19 protein-coding genes are annotated in these 22,564 nt (G+C 62.3%); 10 read left to right on the forward strand and 9 right to left on the reverse strand.

What is annotated here, in order from left to right:
- Window positions 1–10: 10 nt before the first annotated feature.
- On the reverse strand, window positions 11–1,360 hold the full coding sequence (gene pvdM, locus CRN80_RS21940) for a pyoverdine-tailoring dipeptidase-like protein PvdM (RefSeq protein ID WP_098951111.1): 1,350 nt from the start codon (window positions 1,358–1,360) through the stop codon (window positions 11–13).
- A gap of 142 nt (window positions 1,361–1,502) precedes the next feature.
- Between pvdM and CRN80_RS21945 the strand changes: the two genes are divergently transcribed.
- Window positions 1,503–3,131 carry a PvdJ/PvdD/PvdP-like protein gene (locus tag CRN80_RS21945; protein ID WP_098951113.1) on the forward strand — a complete coding sequence of 543 codons (1,629 nt, stop codon included), beginning with the start codon at window positions 1,503–1,505 and terminating at the stop codon, window positions 3,129–3,131.
- A gap of 9 nt (window positions 3,132–3,140) precedes the next feature.
- Here the strand turns inward: CRN80_RS21945 and CRN80_RS21950 are convergent, their stop codons facing one another.
- Window positions 3,141–3,683, reverse strand: coding sequence for a thioesterase family protein (locus CRN80_RS21950; RefSeq protein ID WP_032896798.1), 543 nt, complete (start codon window positions 3,681–3,683; stop codon window positions 3,141–3,143).
- A 109-nt stretch (window positions 3,684–3,792) separates the two neighbouring features.
- Here CRN80_RS21950 and CRN80_RS21955 point away from each other — a divergent pair, with 109 nt between their 5' ends.
- Window positions 3,793–4,749 (forward strand): GlxA family transcriptional regulator, encoded by a 957-nt coding sequence (locus tag CRN80_RS21955; RefSeq protein ID WP_098951115.1) that lies wholly within the window; start codon window positions 3,793–3,795, stop codon window positions 4,747–4,749.
- Between the two features lie 579 nt (window positions 4,750–5,328).
- Here CRN80_RS21955 and CRN80_RS31830 read toward each other — a convergent pair.
- Both CRN80_RS31830 and CRN80_RS21970 read right to left on the reverse strand, forming a co-directional pair.
- Window positions 5,329–5,832 (reverse strand): hypothetical protein, encoded by a 504-nt coding sequence (locus CRN80_RS31830; protein ID WP_098951118.1) that lies wholly within the window; start codon window positions 5,830–5,832, stop codon window positions 5,329–5,331.
- 145 nt (window positions 5,833–5,977) lie between these two features.
- The gene (locus CRN80_RS21970) at window positions 5,978–6,700 is read right to left on the reverse strand and encodes a pirin family protein (RefSeq protein WP_034127388.1); all 723 of its coding nucleotides are present in this window, start codon (window positions 6,698–6,700) and stop codon (window positions 5,978–5,980) included.
- 181 nt (window positions 6,701–6,881) lie between these two features.
- Here CRN80_RS21970 and CRN80_RS21975 point away from each other — a divergent pair, with 181 nt between their 5' ends.
- Both CRN80_RS21975 and CRN80_RS21980 read left to right on the forward strand, forming a co-directional pair.
- Window positions 6,882–7,832, forward strand: coding sequence for a GlxA family transcriptional regulator (locus CRN80_RS21975; protein ID WP_032896801.1), 951 nt, complete (start codon window positions 6,882–6,884; stop codon window positions 7,830–7,832).
- A gap of 150 nt (window positions 7,833–7,982) precedes the next feature.
- Window positions 7,983–9,431, forward strand: coding sequence for a winged helix-turn-helix domain-containing protein (locus CRN80_RS21980; RefSeq protein WP_098951120.1), 1,449 nt, complete (start codon window positions 7,983–7,985; stop codon window positions 9,429–9,431).
- Here the strand turns inward: CRN80_RS21980 and CRN80_RS21985 are convergent.
- Both CRN80_RS21985 and CRN80_RS21990 read right to left on the reverse strand, forming a co-directional pair.
- Complete coding sequence (locus CRN80_RS21985; protein ID WP_098951121.1) at window positions 9,378–12,140, reverse strand: winged helix-turn-helix domain-containing protein; 2,763 nt, start codon at window positions 12,138–12,140, stop codon at window positions 9,378–9,380. The two genes, CRN80_RS21980 and CRN80_RS21985, sit on opposite strands and share 54 nt — an antisense overlap.
- A 58-nt stretch (window positions 12,141–12,198) precedes the next feature.
- Entirely contained in the window at window positions 12,199–12,597 is a 399-nt protein-coding gene (locus CRN80_RS21990; RefSeq protein WP_003191911.1) for a helix-turn-helix domain-containing protein, read from the reverse strand.
- Between the two features lie 205 nt (window positions 12,598–12,802).
- Between CRN80_RS21990 and CRN80_RS21995 the strand changes: the two genes are divergently transcribed.
- Window positions 12,803–13,750, forward strand: a complete 948-nt coding sequence (locus tag CRN80_RS21995; RefSeq protein WP_050499506.1) for a LysR family transcriptional regulator — start codon at window positions 12,803–12,805, stop codon at window positions 13,748–13,750.
- A gap of 58 nt (window positions 13,751–13,808) precedes the next feature.
- Here the strand turns inward: CRN80_RS21995 and CRN80_RS22000 are convergent, their stop codons facing one another.
- The gene (locus CRN80_RS22000; RefSeq protein WP_032896804.1) at window positions 13,809–14,981 is read right to left on the reverse strand and encodes a PLP-dependent aminotransferase family protein; all 1,173 of its coding nucleotides are present in this window, start codon (window positions 14,979–14,981) and stop codon (window positions 13,809–13,811) included.
- Between the two features lie 81 nt (window positions 14,982–15,062).
- On the opposite strand from CRN80_RS22000, the gene CRN80_RS22005 reads away from it, so the two are divergent.
- From CRN80_RS22005 to CRN80_RS22025, 5 genes are all read left to right on the forward strand, one after another.
- On the forward strand, window positions 15,063–15,509 hold the full coding sequence (locus CRN80_RS22005; RefSeq protein WP_032896805.1) for a MarR family winged helix-turn-helix transcriptional regulator: 447 nt from the start codon (window positions 15,063–15,065) through the stop codon (window positions 15,507–15,509).
- A gap of 205 nt (window positions 15,510–15,714) precedes the next feature.
- A complete protein-coding gene (locus CRN80_RS22010) occupies window positions 15,715–16,305 on the forward strand; it encodes an antibiotic biosynthesis monooxygenase (protein WP_098951123.1) in 591 nt (196 codons plus the stop codon).
- Window positions 16,302–18,140, forward strand: a complete 1,839-nt coding sequence (locus tag CRN80_RS22015; protein ID WP_098951125.1) for an amidohydrolase — start codon at window positions 16,302–16,304, stop codon at window positions 18,138–18,140. The genes CRN80_RS22010 and CRN80_RS22015 overlap by 4 nt, the downstream gene beginning before the upstream one ends.
- 29 nt (window positions 18,141–18,169) lie before the next feature.
- Window positions 18,170–18,787, forward strand: a complete 618-nt coding sequence (ycaC, locus tag CRN80_RS22020; protein WP_003191905.1) for an isochorismate family cysteine hydrolase YcaC — start codon at window positions 18,170–18,172, stop codon at window positions 18,785–18,787.
- 197 nt (window positions 18,788–18,984) lie between these two features.
- Window positions 18,985–19,866, forward strand: a complete 882-nt coding sequence (locus CRN80_RS22025) for a LysR family transcriptional regulator (RefSeq protein ID WP_056783867.1) — start codon at window positions 18,985–18,987, stop codon at window positions 19,864–19,866.
- Here CRN80_RS22025 and CRN80_RS22030 read toward each other — a convergent pair.
- A complete protein-coding gene (locus tag CRN80_RS22030) occupies window positions 19,853–20,890 on the reverse strand; it encodes an AraC family transcriptional regulator (protein WP_098951127.1) in 1,038 nt (345 codons plus the stop codon). The two genes, CRN80_RS22025 and CRN80_RS22030, sit on opposite strands and share 14 nt — an antisense overlap.
- A 1-nt stretch (window position 20,891) precedes the next feature.
- Window positions 20,892–21,806: a GGDEF domain-containing protein gene (locus CRN80_RS22035; protein ID WP_098951128.1), complete on the reverse strand. Its 915-nt coding sequence runs from the start codon at window positions 21,804–21,806 to the stop codon at window positions 20,892–20,894.
- Between the last annotated feature and the right edge of the window lie 758 nt (window positions 21,807–22,564).

Consider the following 22,564-nt stretch of genomic DNA (forward strand, 5'->3'; position numbering starts at 1 on the left):
TTCATGGTAGTTAGCGATTGGCCAATGGCTTGGCGGCTTTTTGTACCTGGTCCCACACCCGCAGGAAGTTGCCTCCCCACAGCTTGGCGATATCGGCTTCGGAGTAGCCGCGCTGGATCAGTTCGGCAGTGACGTTGCGCACCTCGCCGACGTTCTCCCAGCCCTGGAGGCCGCCGCCGTCGTTGAAGTCCGAGGCAATGCCGACATGATCGATGCCGATCTTGCGCACGGTGTAGTCGATGGCATCGCCCAGATCCTTGAGGGTGGCCTTGGGTTCTTCCTCGAGAATGCCGTACAGCGCGCTGGCGTATTGGCCGAAGCGTTGCTCGGGCCAGGCGGCAATGATTGCATCGCCGGGCATCAGGGCCATGGCCAGATTCGGCAGTGGCGGCAGGTCGAAACGTGCGCGCAAGGTATTGAGCTTGTCCTGGGTCGGCTGGCTCAAGGGGCGCAGGTAGGCGGGGAAGCCCACCACCTGCACCACGCCGCCACTGTTCTTGATCAGTTGCAGTTCCTTGTCGCTGAGGTTGCGCGGGATATCCACTGACGCCCGAGGCGCCGAATGGGACGCCACCATCGGCGTGCGGCTCAACTGCGCGACCTGCTCCAGGGCCTTGGTCGACATCTGCGACACGTCGATGATCACCCCCAGGTCATTGAGGCGATGCACCGCTTGCTGGCCGATCGGCGACAGGCCTTCAAGGGCGTCGGGGGAGTCATTGAAAAACGGCAGCGGGCGCGACGAGTCGGACCAGGCGTTATTGCCGATGTAGCTGAACCCGAACATGCGCATGCCGCGTGCGGCCCACAGGTCCAGCTGGTTCAGGTCATTGCCCAGGGGGTAGGCGTTGAGCATGCTGATAAAAATCGCGAACTTGCCTTCGCCGTGCAGGCGCCGCATATCGTCCGGGATGTAGGCGATGCCCACCTGGTTGGGAAAGTCACGCACCATGCCGGAGATGATCTTATAGCGCACCTCCTGCTCGTGGCGGGCCTCTTCGACAAAACCATCGGTGGGTTTGTGCGGAGCGTTATCGCCGTTCCAGATTTCCGGCCAGCCGAAGATCGTCAGTGCGGCGCCCGACAATCGACCGCGGGCGGCCTTGGCCAGGTCGAACTGGCCGCTGCCATCCTTGTCGGCCTCGTTGCCCGCCGTGCCGAAATCCAAGGGCAGGGTGATGTGGCTGTCGAATGACAACAGGCGATCCTGCATTTCATTGGCCTGCTTGATCACCTCCAGCGGGTAGCCGGCGTTGCCCTTGAACCACTGATCCCAGACCAGAAAGCCCGCCCCGGCGCCGATAGCCAGGGCCAGCGGCAGGCCGATATACAGCGCCTTTTTCGAACGTGATTTTGTCATTGCCATCTCAGTCAGTTGAGGCCTTTGCTATCAGGGAGGAACGAGCGATGGCGGGGGAAATTTAGGTGGCGGGGGCAGGGCGGTAAATTTCGTCGGGCTGCAAACGTTCTAGCTCTGATCAAGCCGTTTCCTAAGGTAGCCAATGACAATCTCTCGACGTGGGTTCATCGCAGGCCTGGCGCTGACTGGTGCAGCCGTGCCCGCGGCCTTTTATGCCCATCGCGAGTTGACACGGGAAGAAGCGTTTCCCATCACCCCCGGCGAAGCCACGGTCGACCTCGCCGACACCCAGGGCCAGCACCTGGCGAACACCCTGCGGGGCGTTTGGAGCCTGCGCCTGGAAGGCCGCGATGCCGGCCTTGCGGGCCTGCCGCTGCAAGGCCTGGAGTTGCTGCTCGACATCGCCCCCCGTGGGCGTGGCCTGCGCGGTTACCTGGACACCGCCGAGCAATTGCGCGCCGACGGCGAGCCGCGTTACCGCGTCTTGGGCGACCTACTGACGGGCGAGAGCGCCGTGCTTTATTGGCGCTTGATCGACCGCGATTCAGCCGGCGGCGCGCCGGCCTATGAATTCAAGATGACCCTGGATGAAGTCTGGGCCGATTTCGGCAATGCCGGCAGCGCCACCCTCAGCGGGTACATCCTCGACCTTGAGCGGCCCCTGGCGCTGACCGAACGCGACAACCGTTTTATCGCCCACAAACAACTGTTCCCCGAAGCCCGCCAGCGCATCGGCCTCAACCCGACCTTGCTGGCCTGGCTGATTTCTCCCGAGCACCGGCTGTTCCACCAACTGTGGCACGCCACCCGCGACCAGTGGCACAAGCTCTCCGAAGAAAAACGCGAAGCCCTGCGCGGCATCGGCTGGCAGCCCGGGCCCCGTGGCCAGGAGCGCGACGCTCGCGGCAAGCGCAAGGACCGCAATGGCTCGGGCATCGACTTCTTTTTCATGCACCGCCATATGCTCGGCACCGCACGCTCCATGCAGGACTTGCCGTCCTGGCCGCACTTCCCCGAGCCGCAACCGCCGTTGGAGCGCGATCGCCTGGGCTTTGTGCGCTACTTCGACAACCACGACGGTTTCGCGCTGCCGCCCTGTTGGTCGGCGCCGGATGACGCCGACTACACCCAGTGGGTCAGCGATATCAAGGCGGCCGAGACCTACCACAGCAACTTCCAGGTGTGGGAATCCCAGTACCGCGATCCGCGCTACCTGGCCAAGTTGAGCCTGGGCCAACTGGGCTCGGAAATGGAACTGGGCCTGCACGATTGGCTGCATATGCGCTGGGCCTCGGTGCCCCGCGACCCGTCCAACGGCGCCCCGGTACCCTTCGCCCGTGACCCCGCAGACTTTGCCGCACGTTGGTATGCGCCGGAGAACGACTTTCTGGGCGACCCGTTTTCATCCCATGTAAACCCGGTGTTCTGGCATTTCCACGGCTGGATCGATGACCGCATTGAAGACTGGTTTCGTGCCCACGAGCGCTTCAACCCAGGCGAGGTGAGCCGACTGGAAGTCAACGGCGTGGCCTGGTTCGCGCCAGGCCGCTGGGTCGAAATAGGCGACCCGTGGCTGGGCCCGGACACCCACGGCTGCAGCACCACGCCGGGGCTGCAGCAGGGGCGCTCGATGGAAATGGATCCGGAGATCATGAAGCTGGCCCTGCGCATTACCTTCGGTGCCGATGAAGAGCTGCTCAAGGGCCTGTTCAAACGTGTACCGCAGCGGCCATGGTATGCGCGGCATTTGAAGCTCAAACGCGAGGCTTAGCCGGGGTTTTTAAACCTGCTCTTCCTCGCGCAATTGCGCACTCATCTCATCGCAACTGCGTGCCCAGTCGCACAACCATTGCGGCATCGGCGGTGAAGTGTCGTCCAAGCCCAGCTCGCGGATAAATTCAGCCGGGGGCAGGGTGCCCTTGGCGGAGCGAAACAGCCCGCGCATCACCACCACGCCGACCACCCGCCCATTGCTGACGAAGCGGTGCTCCATCAGGTTCCACTTGTGGTCCCAGCCGAGAATGCGGGTGTGCACGTCGAATGCCTCGAACAGCTTCAATTCCCGACGGAACTTGCCCCAGGTATCGCCAACTATCGGCATAGCCTTGTGACGCAGCGCCACGCGAAAAGCGCCCGTGCGCAGCACAAAATCCATGCGTGCCACATCGGCCAGGGTGAAATACCGGCCATTGGTGACATGCCGGTTCAGGTCCAGGTCCAGCGGCCAGACGCGCATGCGCACCACCGTGGTGGCCAGGCCGTGAACCGGTTTGCGCCAGGGGCGGCGCAACAGCATGTGCAGTAATCGAAACCAGAGATTCATAAAGACGCCAGACAGTTGATCAATGGCCGCACTGTACGGGGGCGGAATCGGCTAAGGTAGATGCGTAAATGACTTATTACATGCGAAAAGTGCAAGTCGGAGTTCTTACATGCACGTTACCTTGCTCCTGGCCGATCAGTGTTCCGCTGCCAGTGCCACCCTGGCCATGGAAATGCTCAGTGCGGCCAATCTGTTCGCGCAAAGCCCACCCTTCGAGGTGACGCTCGCGTCCCTGGACGGCCAGCCGGTGACGCTATGGGGTGGGCAATGCCTGCAGGTGCACGGTTCACTGGCGCAGATCGCGCACACCGACCTGGTGCTGATTCCCGGGTTTCTCTTTACCCTCAAGGAAGCCCTGCCGACGTTCGCCGCCTACGGCCCCTGGTTGCGTGAGCAGCATGGGCAGGGCGCTGTGTTGGCTTCGATGTGCACGGCGGCCTTCATGCTGGCCGAGACCGGGTTATTGCACGGCTTGCGTGCGACGACTCACTGGGCATTTGCCGGGTTCTTCCGGCGTCGGTATGCCCAGGTCAGCCTGGATGAGGGGCAGATCCTCTGCGAAGACAATCGCCTGATCACCTGCGGGGGCGCTACGGCGGCAATGGATTTGATGCTGCACCTGATCCGCCGTTTCGGTTCGCCGGAGCTGGCTCATACCTGTGGCAAGTATTTGCTGATCGATGCTGGGCGCACTGAGCAGTCGGCCTACGCGATGTGGTCGCTGCCCAAGAGCCACGGTGATGCGCAGATCCTGCGTGTGCAGCATTGGTTGGAGCAACACTTTGCGCAGTCATTGGTGATCGACGAGGTTGCCCAGCGCTTTGGCTTTGGGGTGCGTAATTTCAAGCGGCGCTTCAAGGAAGCCACGGGGTGTACGCCGATTGGTTATCTGCAGAGCCTGCGTCTGGAGCGTGCCAAGCAGATGCTTGAGTCGACACGGATGACGCTCGACAGCATCACGTATGCGGTGGGTTATGAGGACAGTAATTCGTTTAGGCGGTTGTTTCAGCAACGGGTGGGGATGCTGCCGGCGGCGTATCGCAAGAAGTTTCTGACTGCCCCGTGATTCAACTGTGGGAGCCTGTCAGCCGACACCTCTCTATCTGACACCCCACGATCCAACTGTGGGAGCTGGCTTGCCTGCGATGACGGCCTGCCAGTCGACGCCTCTCTACCTGACACCCCGCACTCCAACTGTGCGGGCTTGCTCGCGAAGGCGGACTGGCAGTCAACACAGCTGGATTGTTTACATATCCATTGCTGCGGTAACGGCCACTTAGGGTTCCGCCCTGACGGCGGCTCACTTTTGAAAAGCGCAAAAGTAAGCAAAACGCTCTTGCCCCACCACTCGGCACCTCGCTTAGGCTCGGTGTGCCCGTAATCCGCCAGTGATTTGGGGGGCCGCCGCCACGCGCCATCCATGGCGCGGGGCGGCTAAACCGGCATCCCTGCCGGTTTACCCCCCAAATCCCTGTCGAATTCCGGCCAGCGTGGTTTGATGGGGCGCCTGAGATCAAAAGCAGATCAAGATCAAGAGCGGCTCGCTTCGCATCGTGGTTACGGGGGGGAGTGTGATGTAGAAATTGAAGACGAAAAAAAACCGGCTGATCAGGCCGGTTTGGGGTGTCCCGCCAACAGTGCGGGGTTATACGTGGGTGCTCAGCAAGCGCTCGGCACCGCCTTCAGCCAGACCACGTTCTTGCAGGCGATCGGCACCGCCTTCAGCCAGACCACGTTCTTGCAGGCGATCGGCACCGCCTTCAGCCAGACCGCGTTCTTGCAAGCGATCCGCACCGCCTTCAGCCAGGCCACGTTCTTGCAGGCGATCGGCACCGCCTTCAGCCAGGCCACGTTCTTGCAGGCGATCGGCACCGCCTTCAGCCAGGCCACGTTCTTGCAGGCGATCGGCACCGCCTTCAGCCAGGCCACGTTCTTGCAAGCGATCGGCACCGCCTTCAGCCAGGCCACGTTCTTGCAGGCGATCGGCACCGCCTTCAGCCAGGCCACGTTCTTGCAGGCGATCCGCGCCACCTTCGGCAACGCGGGTTTCTATCAGGCGATCCGCGCCGCCTTCAGCGACAACCGGGTGGGCAAAAGCGTTTGCAGCGAGTACCGAGAAAGCGAGGCTAAGCAAGAGTTGGCGTTTCATGATGGTGTGCTCCGAGTGTTTTAGTTGGGTGCCGTTTGGCATGGGTTTGATGTTACGCGTTGCATTTTTTAAGAGAACTTCATTGCGCTGATGGTGACTATCGACGCCAACGATGGTCCCGCTGGCGGGACCATCACTGCGGCCGTCATGGCATTTGCGGCAGTTCGTTGGGGCGCAGGTCAAACACCAGCACTTCGGCGTCTTCACCATGGCTCAGGCGGATCTGGCGTTCGTCCCGTACGCGTACACCGTCGCCTTCCTGCAAGCGCTGGCCGTTAAGTTCCACGCTGCCGCGCGCCACATGGATGTAGGCGTAGCGATCCGGTGCCAGTTCCAGGCGGGCACTTTCGTCAGCGTCGAACAGGCCGGCATACACCCGTGCGTCCTGGCGCACTTTCAGCGAACCGTTGGCGCCCTCCGGCGAGATGATCAACTGCAAGCGCCCACGTTTTTGCGCTTCAGTGAAATGCTCTTGCTGATAGCGCGGTTTGGCGCCGGCTTCGTTGGGCACGATCCAGATTTGCAGGAAGTGCACGCCATGACGCTGGCTATGGTTGAACTCGCTGTGGGCCACGCCGCTGCCGGCGCTCATCAGTTGCACATCGCCGGGGCGGATCACTGAGCCGGTGCCCAGGGTGTCCTTGTGTTCCAGCGCACCTTCAAGCACGTAGGAGAAGATCTCCATGTCGCGGTGCGGGTGCTGGCCGAAGCCTTTGCCTGCGGCGACGCGGTCATCGTTGATCACCAGCAGGTCGGAAAAACCCTGCTCCTTGGGGTTCCAGTAGTTGGCGAAAGAGAAGGTGTGGAACGACTTCAACCAACCGTGATTGGCGGCGCCGCGTTCGGAAGCTTTGCGAAGGGTCAGCATGGTCCAGTCCTCAAGTGAGCGCGGGCTGCGAGATGCAGGGCGCTTGCGTTGAGGAGAAGGTTAATGGTTAACGAATGATTGATTAAGAAGATGAAAATAGAATAACTGTCGCTTTCAGGTTGACAGTTAAAGTCGTGCCATAATGCTCGCCGCACTCCTTTTCGATGGACATTTCCCGCTTATGAAAACCGTGGCCATGGCGCTGTTCCCGGACTTCCTGCTGCTCGACATGGCCGGGCCGCTGGAAGTGTTTTCGATTGCTAACCGCTACTTGCCGGCGGCCGATCACTACCAGATCCTGACCATCGGCACCGAGCCCGGCCCGTTGCGGGCGTCCAACGGCGTGAGCGTGCAGACCGATCTGCTGTTGGAACAGGCCCAGGCGGCCTATGACCTGCTGCTGGTGCCCGGCGGCCCCGGCGCCTATAACGAATGCCATCCCGCGTTGTTGCCTTGGCTCAAAGCGGCGGCGCCACGGGCTCGGCGTTTTGGCTCGATCTGCACCGGCGCTTTTGTGCTCGGCCACGCAGGCTTGCTCGACGGGCACTGCGTGACCACCCATTGGCACTACACCGAGCGGTTGATCAAGGCGTTTCCCAACGCCATTGTCGAGACCGATCGCATCTATTTGCAGGACGGGCGCCTGATCACCTCTGGTGGCGTCACCGCAGGTATCGACCTGGCCCTGTCGGTCGTGGCCCAGGACCATGGCAAGCAAGTGGCGGTGGACGTGGCCAAGGTGCTGCTGGTGGTGATGAAGCGCCAGGGCGGCCAGGCCCAGTTCAGCCCGATGACTGCTGCCGTGGCGCCGCAAGAGACCCCGATCACCCGTGTGCAGAACCACGTGCTGGCGCATCTGGATCAGCCCTTTACCATCGAGTCCATGGCCGAGCTGGCAGGCATGAGCGCGCGCCACTTTGCGCGGCTGTTCGCCAAGGACGTGCAGATGACGCCCATGGCGTTTCTGCAAGGCGCCCGTATCGACCGGGCCCGACACTTGCTGGAAACCACCGACCTGCCGCTCAAGACCGTGGCCTTCCACGCAGGTTTTGGCAGCGTGCGGCATATGCGCTTTCTGTTCAGCGAAAAGCTCGGTTTGAACCCTACCCAATACCGACAACAGTTCAGTTAACGACAGCATGTCCGTCTCAGGCACCCGATTGTCCGTATCGCTCCCCGTGCCAGCATTGTCCTGTCATCGCCAACTGGCAAGATAGCGTCGAGCCCATGGAAAAAGGATGCGCAGGCACTCAAGCACGGGTGTTTCAGCGCTGTGACGGACATGCAAAATGCTACGGCGGTGAGCTTTGGCCCCTACACCTTTCATCGGCAGCAGCGCCTGGTCAGTAAGGCGGGCTGGCCGGTACCACTGGGCGGGCGAGCCTTGGATATTCTTGCGGTACTGCTCGAAGCCCCCGGGCATTTCATCAGCAAGGCGACCTTGATCGAGCGGGTGTGGCCCAACAGCGTCGTCGAAGAGAGCAACCTGCGCGTGCACATTGCCGCATTGCGTCGCGCCCTGGACGGCCAACGCTGGATCCTCAATCACCCCCAGCGCGGTTACTGCTTCGCTGCGCCTGCGCAGGACGCGCTGCCGACGCCGTTGCCTCAGCACAACCTGGCGGCGCGGCTGAGCCCGGTGTGGGGGCGCGATGAACTGGTGGGCGTGCTGGCGCGGCGTTTGGCCGTGCAGCGCTTGTTGACCCTCACCGGCGTAGCCGGCATTGGCAAGAGCACACTGGCCCTGGCCCTGGCCGAGCGGGGATTGCCGCGTTATCGCGACGGCGTATGGTGGCTCGACATGGCCGTTGTGCAAGCGCCGAGCGAATTGCTCGGCAGCCTCGCCAGGGTACTGCAGTTGCATTCCACGCCCGACAGTTTCAACGAACTGGGCCGGCGCCTGGCCTCGCGCCAGTTGCTGCTGATACTCGACGGCGCCGACCTGCTGCTGGGCGCCTGTCGACAGCTGCTGCGTGCGCTGCGCGAGACGGCGCCTGGCATCAGCGTGCTGATCACCAGTCGCGAAGCCTTGCTGGCCCCTGGCGAGTGGGTGGTACGCGTGCCTGGGCTGGCGGTGCCGTCGCCGTCGGCCAATGTCGAACAGGCGATGGCCTGTCCTGCGGTGCAGCTGTTCGTTGCCCGTGCGCGTGCCAATCAGCAGGGGTTTAATTTGCGGCCCCAGGATTTGGCGCCGCTGCGCGACCTGTGTCGGCGCCTGGACGGCCTGCCGCTGGCCCTGGAATTGGCGGCCGCCCAGGTGGATGCGTTGGGCATCGGCGGTGTGCAGATGCAAGTACGCACGGGCTTGCAAGTGCTGGCCCGCGGGCGGCGCACGGCGGTGGAGCGCCATCGCTCACTCACCGCGGCCCTGGATTGGAGCTACGAGCGCCTGAGCCTGCCGGAGTGCTGGCTGTTTCTGCAACTGAGCCTGTTCAAGATGGCGGTCACCTTACCTGGCCTGAGTGACATGGTGGCCGGTACCGAGCTTGAACATGCCGACCTGTCTTACCTGCTGGCACGCCTGGTCAACGTCTCGTTGCTGAGCGTCGAGCCCGGCCTGGGCCCAGCGCGCTATCGGCTGCTCAACTGTGTGCGCAGCTACGCTTTGGGGCAACTGCGCGACCCGCGTCAGGTCGAGCGTTTGCAGCAAGGCTACGCGCCTTGCCTGGGCGCGTTCTCAGGCCGGCCGTTTGTCCTGCAACTCGTCGAGCAGGCAGCGCACGCGCAGTAGATCCTGGGTGTCAAAGCCTTCGCTGAAGCGTGCATGGATTGAACCGAGCAAATCCCTGGCGAGCTGAATGCGCCCCTGCTGTTGCCACAATTGCGCCAGGGATTCGCCGCAGCGCAGCTCCCAGGCCAGGGCACCTTGCTGGTGCGCCAGGCCCAGCGCTTCCAGCAGCAGGGCTTCGGCGGCGTGCTCATCCTCTAGCTGCAAGGCGTACACCCGCAGAATCTCCGGGGCGCACCAGCCCGCCGCACCACTGCGCGCGCGCTCCAGGGTGGGCGCATCCACCGCATGGGTACCGAAGGTGATCAAGGTGTCTTGGATCAGGCCCAGGCCTTGCCAATCCGGGTGGCCAAGAATACCGGCGTAATGCCCGGCCCAGGTCTGGAACAACTGCACCGAATGCTGGTGCGACTGCTCCAGCAGCAGCCGTTGCAGGGCTTGGGCATCGTCTTCGGCGCCGTTGTAGCGGGCGATCACCACCCCGGCCAGGGCCAGGGTGTAGCAGATCGAGGTGCCGTGGTTGATCTGCAGCGCCAACTCCAATGCCTGGCTGGCGGTGCGCCAGGCGCGATCGGCAAAGCCTTGCAACCACAGGATTCGCGCCAGCACGGTCAAGGAGGCGACGCTCTGGTCGTATTGCACGCCAACCCCGAGGGCAAAGCGGTTCACGTGACCGCTTTGGGACATACGCTGCAGCACCTGCTCGGCGTGGTGCCGCGCAAGGGCCTGGTTACCGGTGTAATGCTGGCCCAGCGCACGCAGCCGCTGGGCGCTCAGGTCCAGCAACGGCTCGTTGCGTGGGTCGAGGCGTTCGAACTGCACACTCAGCTCCTGCGCTGGACCGTAGCGCCCGGCACACAGGTTCACCGCCATCAGCCCGGAGACCGCACGCAACTGGCCGGCACGATCCTGGCGCGCCTCGGCCAGACGTGCGGCCCCCTCGAATGCTGCAATGGTCCGAGGCGCAGCGCCCATGGCGTGATAGGAGAGGCTGCCCAGGGCCAATTGCAGTTGCAGGGTCAATTGGGTGCAAGGCGCGGTGACCTGATCGATCAGCGCCAGCGCCTGATCCACATAGCCGCCGTGTTCACGCAGCAACGACAGTTCTTGCCACAGGGGCATTGCGCTGACCGTCAGGCGGATAGCCAGCAACTGCGCACCGCTATCGGCAAAGCCCCAGTCGAGAGCGGCGCGCACGTCTTCGCGCAGCGGTGCATAGCGGTCGATCCACGGCTGCGTGGCGATCAAGTCCCAGTCGGCCTGGGCCTGTTCCATCAGCGCCAGGCAGCGTGCGGCATGGCGTTCTCGCGTGGCGGGCAACTCGCAGGCCTGGCTGAGCTTTTCCAGGGCATAGGTGCGGGTGATGTCCAGCAGGCGATAGACCATTTCGTCATCGCTGGCCTCCACATTCAACAACGACTTGGCCACCAGTTGCGTGATGGAGCCCAGCACTTCGGCGGGGGCCACTTGCTCCCCGGCGATCACCGCCGCTGCGCTGACCAGGCTAAAGCCGCCCCGGAAGACCGCCAGGCGGCGCAGGCAGATTTGTTCGCACTCGGTGAGCAGGTCAAAGCTCCAGTCGAGCGTGGCGCGCAGGGTCTGCTGGCGGGGCAGGGCAGTGCGTCGCCCGCGGGTCAGCAGGCGAAAGTTGTCTTCCATCTGCACCAACAGGCCCGGCAAGCCAAACCGTTCGATTTGCGCGGCCACCAGTTCGATGGCCAAGGGAATGCCGTCCAGGCGCTGGCAGATATCAATCGCCAGGGGCAGTTCAGCGTCGCTGAGGGCAAAGCTCTCCTGGTGGGACATGGCGCGCTCGATCAGCAATTGCATGGCCGGGTAACCCAGGGCCTGGGCGCGGTTGCCGGTGGCGGGCGGGCAGGCCAGCGGTTCAAGGCGCTGCACATATTCACCTTCGGCGCGCAGGGCTTCGCGGCTGGTGGTGAGGATGTGCAGGTGCGGTGCATGGCGCAGCAGGGTTTCACTGATCAGGGCGATGTCGTCGAGCAGGTGCTCGCAGTTGTCGATCACCAGCAGCATCTGGCGTGCCTGCAGGCTGCGAGCGAGGCTGGCCAGGGCCGTATTTTCGCCCGGTGTCAGGCCGAGCAGGGCGGCCAGGTTGGGCAGGATCATGGACGCTGCACTGAGCGGCGCCAGGTCCAGCAGGTGAATACCGTCGCGGTAATGCCCGATCAGCAATTCGGCGACGCGCAAGGCCACGGTAGTCTTGCCGATGCCACCGGCACCGGTCAGCGTGATGAAACGTTGCTGCGGCAGTTGTTGCACCAGGGCGTCGATCAGCGCTTGGCGGCCGATCATGCGTGTGCGGCGCAGGGGCAGGTTATGGCTGGGGCGTTGGGGCGCACCGTCGGTGGGCAGCGTCATGGGTTCGATGCTCAGTGGCGCAACAAAACTGTAGCCGCGCTGGGCGACCGTGACGATATAGCGCTGCCCGGCCTGGCCGTCACCCAGTGCCTTGCGCAACGCGGCCATGTGCACCCGCAGGTTGCCGTCTTCGACCACACTTTTGGGCCAGACCCGTGCGATCAACTCCTGCTTGCTCACCACATTGCCTGCGTGCTCCAGCAGGATCAGCAGGATGTCCACCGCCCGCCGCCCCAGGCGCAGCGGGCGGCCGGCCTCCAGCACCAGGCGCTGGCGCGGATGGATGCGGTAGGGGCCGAAATGCACGGCCTGGTCGCTCAAGTCATTCATGGCTGCCCAGGTTCTGGAGGAAGAGAGCGGCCAGCATATTCCAGGTACGTGCAGACCACTAGGCAGCGATCACATCAGGTTTGCTGCGCGAGTGGTGGTTTCGCCAGGTCATCGGGTTGACGCCTTCGCTGCGGGTGAACATATGACAAAAGTGTGCCTGGTCGCAAAAGCCGCATTCCAGGCTGATCTGCGTGAGGCTCAGGGACGAGCCGGTAATCAATTCCTTGGCGCGCTGGATGCGTTGCTGGCGAATCCATTCCTGGGGCGACAGCCCGGTGGTGCATTTGAAGGCGCGGGAAAAGTGGCTGCGCGACAAGGCGCAGGCCTGGGCCAGGTCGGCGATCGCCAGGCTTTCGCCGAGGTTGGCAAGGATCAGTTGCTTGGCGATGCGCTCACGCCGGGGGCACAGGCCACCGGTGGCGGGCAACCGGGGGGCATATTGCTCGAGTCGGGCCATGACAAATATCCGCAGTCGATGGGAACGTTCCCGGTGGATGGGTGCAGTGTAGACGCGCTTCATCTTGTTGCCGGGCCGCCTGGCTGACGAGTTAATCGTTGTTAATTTCGCCAGGTGCGGTGCAGGAAAAGACAGCACAGCTATGCAATCCCTGGTGTGCAGGGCATGCTTCCCTGGCCCCCTGGAAAACGTTTGGATAGCGCCCATGAACCGCAACGATCTGCGCCGTGTCGATATGAACCTGCTGGTGATTTTCGAAGCCTTGATGTTCGAGAAAAACCTGACCCGGGTCGCCGAAAAACTGTTTATCGGCCAACCGGCCGTGAGCGCCGCATTGGGCCGCTTGCGCGATTTGTTCGACGACCCGTTGCTGCTGCGCAACGGCCGCGCCATGGAACCCACCGCGCGTGCACTGGCGATACTCAAGGAGCTGCAACCGGCCATGGACACCATTTCGGGCGCCGTCAGCCGCGCCAAGGATTTCGACCCCTCCACCAGCTGCGCGGTGTTTCGCATCGGCCTGTCCGATGATGCGGAGTTCGGGCTGTTTCCGTCGTTACTCAGCCGCCTGCGCGAAGAAGCGCCGGGCATCATCGTGGTGGTGCGCCGCGCCAATTACCTGTTGATGCCCTCGCTGCTGGCCAGCGGTGAAATTTCCGTGGGGGTCAGCTACACCACCGATTTGCCGGCCAATGCCAAGCGCAAGAAACTGCGCGATATCCCCTGCAAGGTCCTGCGCGGCGATGACGGCGAGGCGCCGCTGACCCTGGATGACTACTGCGCCAGGCCCCATGCGATGGTGTCGTTCTCCGGTGACCTGAGCGGCAATATCGACCTGGACCTGGCCCGCATCGGCCGCTCGCGCCGCGTGGTGCTGGCGGTGCCGCAGTTCAGCGGGTTACGGGCGTTGCTGGCGGGGACGCAGATTATCGCCACCGTGCCGGATTACGCCGCGTGCGCGTTGACCGAAGGCACACGTCTGCGCGCCGAGGACCCGCCGTTTGCGATTGATGCGGCGGAGCTGTCGATGGTGTGGAGCGGGGTGCATGACAACGACCCGGCGGAGCGGTGGCTGAGGGGCAGGATTGCGGAGCATATGGCGGGAGAGCTTCCTCCGGCGGCGGCCTGCCAGCCAACGCGCTCACAGCGCTAGAGTGCTCCAGCGAGCTGTGGGCTATCCATTACATTTTTATAAGGTGTAGACGATGCGGTTACGCGCGTTGTGTTTGCTCTTGCTGGGCATTGTGCACCACAGCGGCCAGGCGTTTGAGGCCTTCGTCCAGTCGTGCTGGATCGATGTGACTGAAGTTCAGCCGCAAATACCCTGGGTTATTGTCCGGATCTGGAAAGAATGGTTCGCCTGGCATGAACGCCACATCTGCTGCAAGCGCGGCCTTGAGCAGCGTGCGGGTATCCAGGGGCCGCTTTAAGGTCAGCCAGAAAAATAGCCCGCCCTGTGGCACATTCCAATCGGCCAGATCGGAAAAATGGGTTTCCAGTGCTATCTGAAAAGCGTTCCGCCGAAGCCGGTAGAAGTCCCGTAATTCAGCCAAGTGGTGCGCAAGGCGTTCTGTTCCGATCCATTGCAACGCTTGCCATTGACCCACGCGGTTGGTGTGCAGGTCGGCAGACTGTTTGAGCCGTAGCAAATGCGGGAATAGATCAGGGCTGGCAATCAGGTAACCGACCCGCAAACCAGGCAGCAGTGTTTTCGATACAGTACCGGTGTAAATCCAGCTGGCCTTTTTCAGGCGACCTACAATCGGCGTGGCACTGCCGCCGTCGAAAGTCAGGTCCCGGTAGGGTTCATCTTCGATCAGCGTCACACCGAATTCATCAAGCAAAGCCGCCACGGCGTCGCGTTTAGCCTCACTGTAGCGTACGGCAGATGGGTTTTGAAAAGTCGGGATCAAGTAGATAAATGCCGGCCGGTGTTTTTCCAGGCGAGAGCGCAGTGTCTCCAGGTTCGGGCCATCAGCCTCCAGCGGGACGGTGATGCAATCAGCACCGAAGAGCTGAAAAATCTGGAGCGCGGCCAAGTAGGTTGGCGCTTCGAGCAGAATCTCGGTGCCCTTGTCGAGATAGAGCTTTGCAGCCAGATCGAGAGTTTGCTGGGAACCACTGACGACCAGGACCTGACTTGTCTCGCATGGCACACCTAGCGCTCGCGCTTGAGTGGCCAAACTTTCACGCAAAGCTGGCTCACCTTCACTCGTACCATACTGGCCCATCGAGACGGGCATCTGAGCCCAATCGACTTTTGGCAACATGACCTCAGCCGGAAGACCTCCCGCGAACGACATCACTTCCGGACGCTGGGCAGCGGCAAGGATTTCACGGATCAAAGAACTTTTAAGGCGCGAAACACGTTCGGAAAAAGCCATGAAGGTCACCGCTGGAAAGGTTTATTAGAATTAGTCAAACTGCTTGACCGAAATTACGACGACTGGAAAGGATAAGTCAACATGCTTGACCTTAAAAATCGCGATTCCCAGCAGCAGGCCATGGAAGCGTTCTTCTTCGGCTACCGCGCCTTTACTGCCAAGGCCGACGGTATGCTTGAGCGCCGCGGCTTGAGTCGCGTGCACCAGCGCATTGTGTTTTTTATCTCTCGCTATCCGAACTTGAGCGTCAAGGAGTTGCTCGCATTGCTCGGAGTGACCAAGCAAGCGCTGAACACGCCACTGCGCCAGGTGATCGAAATGCGCCTGGTAAACAGTATCGAGTCGCAGAGCGACAAGCGTAAACGGTTGCTCGAACTGACCGATGCTGGGCTGCGTCTTGAACAGTCATTGCGTCGCGAGCAAGTGAAGTTACTGGAGCACGTGTTCGCCGAGGCCGGAGAGACGGCCGTGAATGGGTGGCTATCGGTAAACCTTGCACTGGGGAAAACCCAAATGCCAACCGAATAAAAATTCGCCCCGCGATCTGTCAGCCTGTTGGTAGGGCGCACGGGGTCACCGGCGGTACCGGGGGAGGCCGTTACTGTTTTGTTTTCAGGCCCTTGTGGCATGCCAGCGCTCACTGAAAGCCAAACAGCACATACATCCAATTCTCCCCACCGCTCAACGGGCCAGACTCTCCCCATCGTTCAATACCCCGGGGAAGCACTCAGCCATGGATTCAACCGTCAACACCAGCCCCGACGAAGTCGTCACCCTGGTCGTCAAGCACCGGGTCAAACCCGGCTTTGAAGTTGAGTACGAAGCCTGGCTGCGCCGCATCGTGCGCATCGCGGGCGAACGCCCTGGGCACCTGGGTGTTGACGTGGTGCGCAGCCAGCAAAACGGCATGGCGCTGTTCACTTGCGTACTGCGCTATAGCTCCACCAACGCCCTTGAGCTGTGGCTCGGCTCCCCGCAACGCCAGGCCCTGATCGATGAAGCCGCGCCCATGCTTGCGGACGGCGACCAGACCGAAATCGGCGCGGCCAATGAATTCTGGTTCGCGCCCCAGGCCGAGGGCGGTGCCAAGCCGCCGCGCTGGAAGCAGGCGGTGGTCAGCCTGTTTGTGATCCTGCCGCAGACCTTGTTGCTGCCGTTTATCTGGGGGCCGATCCTGCGATTGCACCCGTTTCTGTCCAATTACGTGGTCTCCACCTTCCTGGTCACCCTGACCATCGTGTTGCTGGTGGTGTACCTGCTGATGCCGGCGGCCACCCGCCTGTTCGCTCCCTGGCTTGAAGCCTCTGTAAAGGAAACCCTATGAACGCCGATCTGATTCTGTTCAATGGCCAGTTCCACACCGTGGACCGGGAAAACCCACGCGCCACCGCCGTGGCCATCCACCAAGGGCGCTTTGTCGCCGTGGGTACCGATGGCGAAGCCATGGCCCTGCGCGGCAGCGGCACCCAGGTCATCGACCTCAAGGGCCGCACCGTGATTCCCGGCCTCAACGACTCGCACTTGCACCTGATTCGTGGCGGGTTGAACTACAACCTTGAACTGCGCTGGGAAGGCGTGCCGTCCCTGGCCGATGCCTTGCGCATGCTCAAGGACCAGGCCGACCGCACGCCCACGCCGCAATGGGTACGCGTAGTGGGCGGCTGGAACGAATTCCAGTTCGCCGAAAAGCGCATGCCCACCCTGGAAGAGCTCAACCAGGCCGCCCCGGACACGCCGGTGTTCGTGCTGCACTTGTACGACCGCGCCTTGCTCAACCGCGCAGCCCTGCGGGTGGCTGGCTACACCAAGGACACGCCGAATCCGCCGGGCGGTGAGATCGTGCGCGACAGCAACGGCAACCCCACCGGCATGCTGGTGGCACGGCCTAACGCGATGATTTTGTACTCGACCTTGGCCAAAGGCCCGAAATTGCCCCTGGAATACCAGGTCAACTCCACCCGCCAATTCATGCGTGAACTCAATCGCCTGGGCCTGACCAGTGCCATCGATGCCGGCGGCGGTTTCCAGAACTACCCCGATGACTACGCGGTGATCGAGCAACTGGCCAAGGACCAACAGTTGACGGTGCGCATCGCCTACAACCTGTTCACCCAGAAGCCCAAGGAAGAACTCAGCGACTTCAAGAACTGGACCGGCAGCGTCACCCTGCACCAGGGCGATGACTACCTGCGCCACAACGGTGCCGGCGAGATGCTGGTGTTCTCGGCGGCGGATTTCGAAGACTTCCTCGAACCCCGCCCGGACCTGCCGCTGACCATGGAACAGGAGCTGGAGCCGGTGGTACGCCATCTGGTGGAACAGCGCTGGCCGTTCCGTCTGCATGCTACTTACGACGAGTCCATCTCGCGCATGCTCGACGTGTTCGAGAAGGTCAACCGCGACATCCCGTTCAATGGCTTGCCGTGGTTCTTCGACCACGCCGAAACCATCACCCCGAAAAACATTGAGCGTGTGCGTGCCCTCGGTGGCGGTATTGCGATCCAGGATCGCATGGCGTTCCAGGGCGAATACTTTGTCGAGCGCTACGGCGCCAAGGCCGCCGAAGCCACGCCGCCGATCAAGCGCATGCTGGCCGAAGGCGTGCCGGTAGGGGCGGGCACCGATGCCACCCGCGTGTCGAGCTACAACCCCTGGACCTCGCTGTACTGGATGGTCAGCGGCCGTACCGTCGGCGGCCTGGAGCTGCACGCCGAGGGCTTGCCGCGCCTTACCGCGTTGGAGTTGTTCACCCACGGCAGCGCCTGGTTCTCGTCCGAGCAGGGCAAGAAAGGCCAGATCAAGGTCGGTCAACTGGCGGATGTCGCCGCGTTGTCGGCGGACTTTTTCAGTGTCGAGGAAGAAGCCATCAAGTGGATCGAGTCGGTGCTGACAGTGGTCGGCGGCAAGGTCGTGTACGGCGCTGGCGACTTCGAAGATTTCGCCCCGCCACGGGTACCGGTGCTGCCCGACTGGTCGCCGGTGGCCAAGGTGCCAGGGCACTGGCGCTCGACGTCGCCGATGCAGGCCCAGGTTCACCAGTGCAGCGGCCCTTGTGGTGTGCATGCCCACAGCCATGAAAAAGCGCGCCTTTCCAGCGTGCCCGTCAGCGACTTCCAGGGTTTCTGGGGTGCGTTCGGCTGCTCCTGCTTTGCTTTTTGAAAAACACCCCATCCCCAAAGGAGTTACCCATGACTTACAAGCGCTTGAACAAAGACGATGCTGTTGTGCTGTTGGTTGATCACCAGACCGGCCTGATCTCCCTGGTGCAGGATTTCTCCCCCAACGAGTTCAAGAACAACGTATTGGCCCTGGCCGACGTGGCGAAGTTCTTCAACCTGCCGACCATCCTGACCACCAGCTTTGAAAGCGGCCCCAACGGCCCGCTGGTGCCTGAGCTCAAAGAACTGTTCCCCGACGCGCCGTACATCCCGCGCCCTGGCCAGATCAACGCATGGGACAACGAAGATTTCGTCAAGGCCGTCAAGGCGACCGGCCGCAAGCAGATCATCATTGCCGGTGTAGTCACCGATGTGTGCGTGGCGTTCCCGACCCTGTGTGCCCTTGACGAAGGCTTTGAGGTCTTCGTGGTCACCGATGCTTCCGGCACCTTCAACGAAACCGTGCAACAAGCCGCCTGGGCTCGCATGACTGCCGCCGGTGCGCAACTGGTGAACTGGTTCTCCGTGGCTTGCGAGCTGCAAGTGGACTGGCGCAACGACATGGAAGGCCTGGCCAACCTGCTCTCGCCGCGCATCCCTAACTACCGCAACCTGATGAACAGCTACTCGGCGTTCGCAGCCAAGTAACCTGCTCTGTAAAACACCGCAAAACCCTGTGGGAGCTGGCTTGCCTGCGATAGCGGTGTATCAGTCAACAGCATTGCTGGCTGATGCACCGCTATCGCAGGCAAGCCAGCTCCCACATTTGATTGGGTGCACATTTTGGTTTGTGGTGTGGCCACTGACAGGCTATAAAACAGCCCATCGTCCCCTGAGAAGCGACAATGAACCCCTTCGAAGACATGCGCCTGTTCTGCCAGGTCATGGAATCCGGCAGTTTTACCGCCGCCGCCGAGCAATTGGGCTTGTCCAAGCAATTCGTCAGCCGCCGCCTGATCCAACTGGAAGAGCGCCTGGGCGTGCGCTTGCTCAACCGCTCCACACGGCGCCTGGACGTCACGCCGCTGGGCCAGAGTTACTACGAGTCGGCCTTGCGCCTGCTCGGTGAGGTGGAGCAAGTGGAGCAGGGCATCGCCGGTCAGAACAGCGAGCCGCGAGGCACCATTCGCCTCAGTGCACCCTTGTCGTTCGCCATGGCGCACCTGGGTTGCCTGCTGCCGTTGTTTTTGCGCCAGCACCCGCAGGTTTGCGTTGAAGTCGACCTGAGCGACCGCCCGGTGGACTTGATCGGCGAGGGCTACGACCTGGTGCTGCGCATCGGCACCCTGGAAGACTCCACCCTGATCGCTCGGCGGATTGCCGCTATCGAGCGGGTATATTGCGCCAGCCCCGACTACCTGGCACTGCGGGGCACGCCATTGAAACCCGAAGATTTAACCACGCACGACTGCCTGCCTTACGGCCACGGCCGCCAGGTGCAATGGCGTTTCAAAGGCAAGTTGCAAGCCTTGAGCGTCAGCGGGCGCATGCGTGTCAATAACGGTGACCTGCTGCGCGACACCGCGATTGCCGGTTTGGGTGTTACCTATCTACCGACGTTCATTGTCAGCGAGGCCTTGAAGGACGGCCGTTTGGTCAAGGTATTGGAAGACTTCGCGCCTGAGGCCTTGACCCTGTCGGCGGTGTACCCGCAGCACCGCCAGAGTTCACGCCCGGTGCAAGCGCTGGTGGAGTTCCTGCGCGAACGCCTGGCTAGCGGCTGCTGAACAGTTGGCGGATCAGGTTGGGCGTGCTGCCCGTCCACCGCTTGAACGAGCGCCGAAAATTCGCCGCATCGTTGAAGTTCAGGTACGCCGCCACTTCCTCGTTACTCAAGCCCTTTGCCTGGTACAGGTGCAACGCCACGTGCTTGCGCACCCGGTCGACCTGTTGCTGATAACCCGTGTCGTGCCGTTGCAACTTGCGCTTTAGCGTGGCCGGGCTCATGGCGAAGGTGTGCGCGGCCTGTTCCAGGCTCGGTGGCTGGCGCACGTGTTCGCGCAGGTAGCCGTAGAGGCAGTCCAGAAAGCTTGTGGCAAAGCCCAGTTGCTCGATTTGTTCAACGGCTTGCTGGCGCGCGACCTGGCCCGCCGTGGCCGAAGCCCCCGGCCAGTTGTGGGTGAGGTATTCACGGGGGAGGCACATCATATCCAGCGGGCGTTCGAAGCGCGTGTGTTCGCCCAGATGCACCCAGTATTGCTCGACATACCGAGGTTCGGCATGGCTGAAACTGCACACCCACGGCAAGCGCTGGCCGCTGAGCCATTGGCTCATGGCGACCAGCGAAGTCATGCTGGCTTCGAGCAGAAAGCGCCAATGTTCGCCAGCGCCGCAACTGTCCAACCAGTACAGGTAGGCGTGGTGCTCATCCAGCTCCAGTTGCAGCGTGACCAGCGGGCTGAGCAGCACTTGTTGCTGGACCAGGATATCCAGCGCCTGATGCAGGTTTTGTGCATGCCCCAGCGCATGGCTCGCGGCGCCGTAGTAGCCGGGCAGCAGGCGCTGGCCAAACAGGAAACTGCTGTCATCGGCATCCAGTAATTTGCGGCTGTTGCCGATCAAACCCAGGAACTGCTGCGGGCTTAACCGCGCGTTGCCGGCCAGGATGTCTTCGTGGAACAAGCCGGTGCCGCGCAGCAGGCGATGGCTGTCGATGTCCCGGGACAAGCCCAGGTCGATCAACGTGGCGGGTTGATAATGACCGGGGATGAAGCGGCTGTCGTTTTCATACCAGCTGGTTTTCACGGCCATTTCAGGCGCTTTTCGCAAGGGGTTGCTTGGCCCGGGCCAGGCCCATATTCAGCCGCTTGAGCAGCTCAAGGGGTGACTCTTGCAAGGCCATCACCACCGCTGTGGTGGCCGCCAGTTGCAAGCGTTCGCCCTGTTGCCGGGTCTTGTGGGCGAGGCTCTGCACCGCGTGTTGCAACTCCAGCGCCAGGCCCTGGGCCTGGCGCTCGCCGGTGTTGGGCAGCAGCACCACAAAACGATCGCCTGCCAGGCGGCACAACAGGTCCTGGCGGCGCAGGTTCAGCAACAGCACATGGCTGACCGCCTGTAGCACCGCATCACCCTCGGCATGCCCGTAGGCCTGGTTGATGGCGGCGAAGTTGTCCAGGTCCAAGGCCAGCAGCGACAGCGGTTGTTGCTGCTCTTGGCTGTCGCGCAGGCTGTCGGCGAGTTGGCGCTTGAGGTAGTCGGCACCGGCCAGGGGCGTGAGTTTGTCGAACAGCCGATGCTCGCGAAACAACCGCTCGCGTTTTTCCATCTGTGCGCTGATCGCCAGTTGTTCGTGGTGCCAGTGGTAGATGCCAATTGTCAGCAGGATCATGCCCACCGGCATGGGCCCTGACTCCAGCCAGTGATCCCAGGAGATGCTGTCAGGCAGGCGGATGAATTCGTCGAGGCTGTCGATCCACCAGGAAAAAAAGATGCACGACAGCCCCAGTGCCAGGTATTGGGTGACTCGTCCGGCGGGGCGGCTTTTCAATACCAGGCCCAGCCAGATCAGCGCGAGCAGCGCCGAACCGCCTTCGCCGATGATATCCAGCCATACCCATTCGCTGATGCTTTTGAGCTCGCCGCAGGCCAGGTGCAGGATCAGTCCGAGGTTGGCGGCGATCAGTAGCAACGCGAGTTTCCAGCGGTGGGGTTTGAGCACGGAAAACATGGCCACGGGTCCTTGGGCGAATGAGTAATGGGCGCCAGCACAGCAGATGGATGTGACGGTTGGATGACGGGGTGGGAGGGTCGAATCAGCTCATGCCCTCGGTGCATTTTTCATGCTGAACATGGACCCCATGTGGGAGCTGGCTTGCCTGCGATGACGGCCTCTCAGCCGACACCTATCCACCTGACCCCCCACCATCCAACTGTGGGAGCGGGCTTGCTCGCGAAGGCGGCTTGGCAGTCAACACGGTTGGATTGGGTACATATCCATTGCTGCGGTAACGGCTACTTAGGGTTCCGCCCTGACAGCGGGTCACTTTTGGAAGGACCCAAAAGTAACCAAAAGGTCCTCGCCCCACCACTCGGCACCTCGCTTAGGCTCGGTGTGCCCGTAATCCGCCAGTGATTTGGGGGGCCGCCGCCACGCGCCATCCATGGCGCGGGGCGGCTAAACCGGCATCCCTGCCGGTTTACCCCCCAAATCCCTGTCGAATTACGGCCAGCGTGGTTTAACGGGGCGCCGGAGATCAAGATCAAAAGCAGATCAAGATCAAGAGCGGCTCGCTTCGCATCGTGGTTACTGTCGACCGCCTTCGCAGGCAAGCCAGCTCCCACCTCTGACCGAGGTCATTTCAGCTCATTTGAGCCCTCCACAAGCTTGTAAACCCCGCTTTGACAGGCTCTGCCCGCAACCCTGTCACAGAACCGTCACGCCCCATCCCTAGCGTGCCCTCCCAGTTGCCGGGCCTCTTGCCTGGC

The sequence above is a fragment of the Pseudomonas sp. FDAARGOS_380 genome (assembly GCF_002591235.1).
Classification (GTDB): domain Bacteria; phylum Pseudomonadota; class Gammaproteobacteria; order Pseudomonadales; family Pseudomonadaceae; genus Aquipseudomonas; species Aquipseudomonas salmasensis.

Excerpts from the sequence above, each read along its gene's own strand:
- CRN80_RS22030 (WP_098951127.1), bottom strand. The coding sequence starts at position 20,890 with ATGGCCGTGAAAACCAGCTGGTATGAAAACGACAGCCGCTTCATCCCC.
- CRN80_RS22000 (WP_032896804.1), bottom strand. The coding sequence starts at position 14,981 with ATGGCTTTTTCCGAACGTGTTTCGCGCCTTAAAAGTTCTTTGATCCGT.
- ycaC (WP_003191905.1), top strand. The coding sequence starts at position 18,170 with ATGACTTACAAGCGCTTGAACAAAGACGATGCTGTTGTGCTGTTGGTT.
- CRN80_RS21990 (WP_003191911.1), bottom strand. The coding sequence starts at position 12,597 with ATGGCCCGACTCGAGCAATATGCCCCCCGGTTGCCCGCCACCGGTGGC.
- CRN80_RS21970 (WP_034127388.1), bottom strand. The coding sequence starts at position 6,700 with ATGCTGACCCTTCGCAAAGCTTCCGAACGCGGCGCCGCCAATCACGGT.
- CRN80_RS22005 (WP_032896805.1), top strand. The coding sequence starts at position 15,063 with ATGCTTGACCTTAAAAATCGCGATTCCCAGCAGCAGGCCATGGAAGCG.
- CRN80_RS21945 (WP_098951113.1), top strand. The coding sequence starts at position 1,503 with ATGACAATCTCTCGACGTGGGTTCATCGCAGGCCTGGCGCTGACTGGT.
- CRN80_RS21995 (WP_050499506.1), top strand. The coding sequence starts at position 12,803 with ATGAACCGCAACGATCTGCGCCGTGTCGATATGAACCTGCTGGTGATT.
- CRN80_RS21975 (WP_032896801.1), top strand. The coding sequence starts at position 6,882 with ATGAAAACCGTGGCCATGGCGCTGTTCCCGGACTTCCTGCTGCTCGAC.
- CRN80_RS21985 (WP_098951121.1), bottom strand. The coding sequence starts at position 12,140 with ATGAATGACTTGAGCGACCAGGCCGTGCATTTCGGCCCCTACCGCATC.
- pvdM (WP_098951111.1), bottom strand. The coding sequence starts at position 1,360 with ATGACAAAATCACGTTCGAAAAAGGCGCTGTATATCGGCCTGCCGCTG.
- CRN80_RS21950 (WP_032896798.1), bottom strand. The coding sequence starts at position 3,683 with ATGAATCTCTGGTTTCGATTACTGCACATGCTGTTGCGCCGCCCCTGG.
- CRN80_RS22015 (WP_098951125.1), top strand. The coding sequence starts at position 16,302 with ATGAACGCCGATCTGATTCTGTTCAATGGCCAGTTCCACACCGTGGAC.
- CRN80_RS21955 (WP_098951115.1), top strand. The coding sequence starts at position 3,793 with ATGCACGTTACCTTGCTCCTGGCCGATCAGTGTTCCGCTGCCAGTGCC.
- CRN80_RS22010 (WP_098951123.1), top strand. The coding sequence starts at position 15,715 with ATGGATTCAACCGTCAACACCAGCCCCGACGAAGTCGTCACCCTGGTC.
- CRN80_RS21980 (WP_098951120.1), top strand. The coding sequence starts at position 7,983 with ATGCAAAATGCTACGGCGGTGAGCTTTGGCCCCTACACCTTTCATCGG.
- CRN80_RS22035 (WP_098951128.1), bottom strand. The coding sequence starts at position 21,806 with ATGTTTTCCGTGCTCAAACCCCACCGCTGGAAACTCGCGTTGCTACTG.
- CRN80_RS22025 (WP_056783867.1), top strand. The coding sequence starts at position 18,985 with ATGAACCCCTTCGAAGACATGCGCCTGTTCTGCCAGGTCATGGAATCC.
- CRN80_RS31830 (WP_098951118.1), bottom strand. The coding sequence starts at position 5,832 with ATGAAACGCCAACTCTTGCTTAGCCTCGCTTTCTCGGTACTCGCTGCA.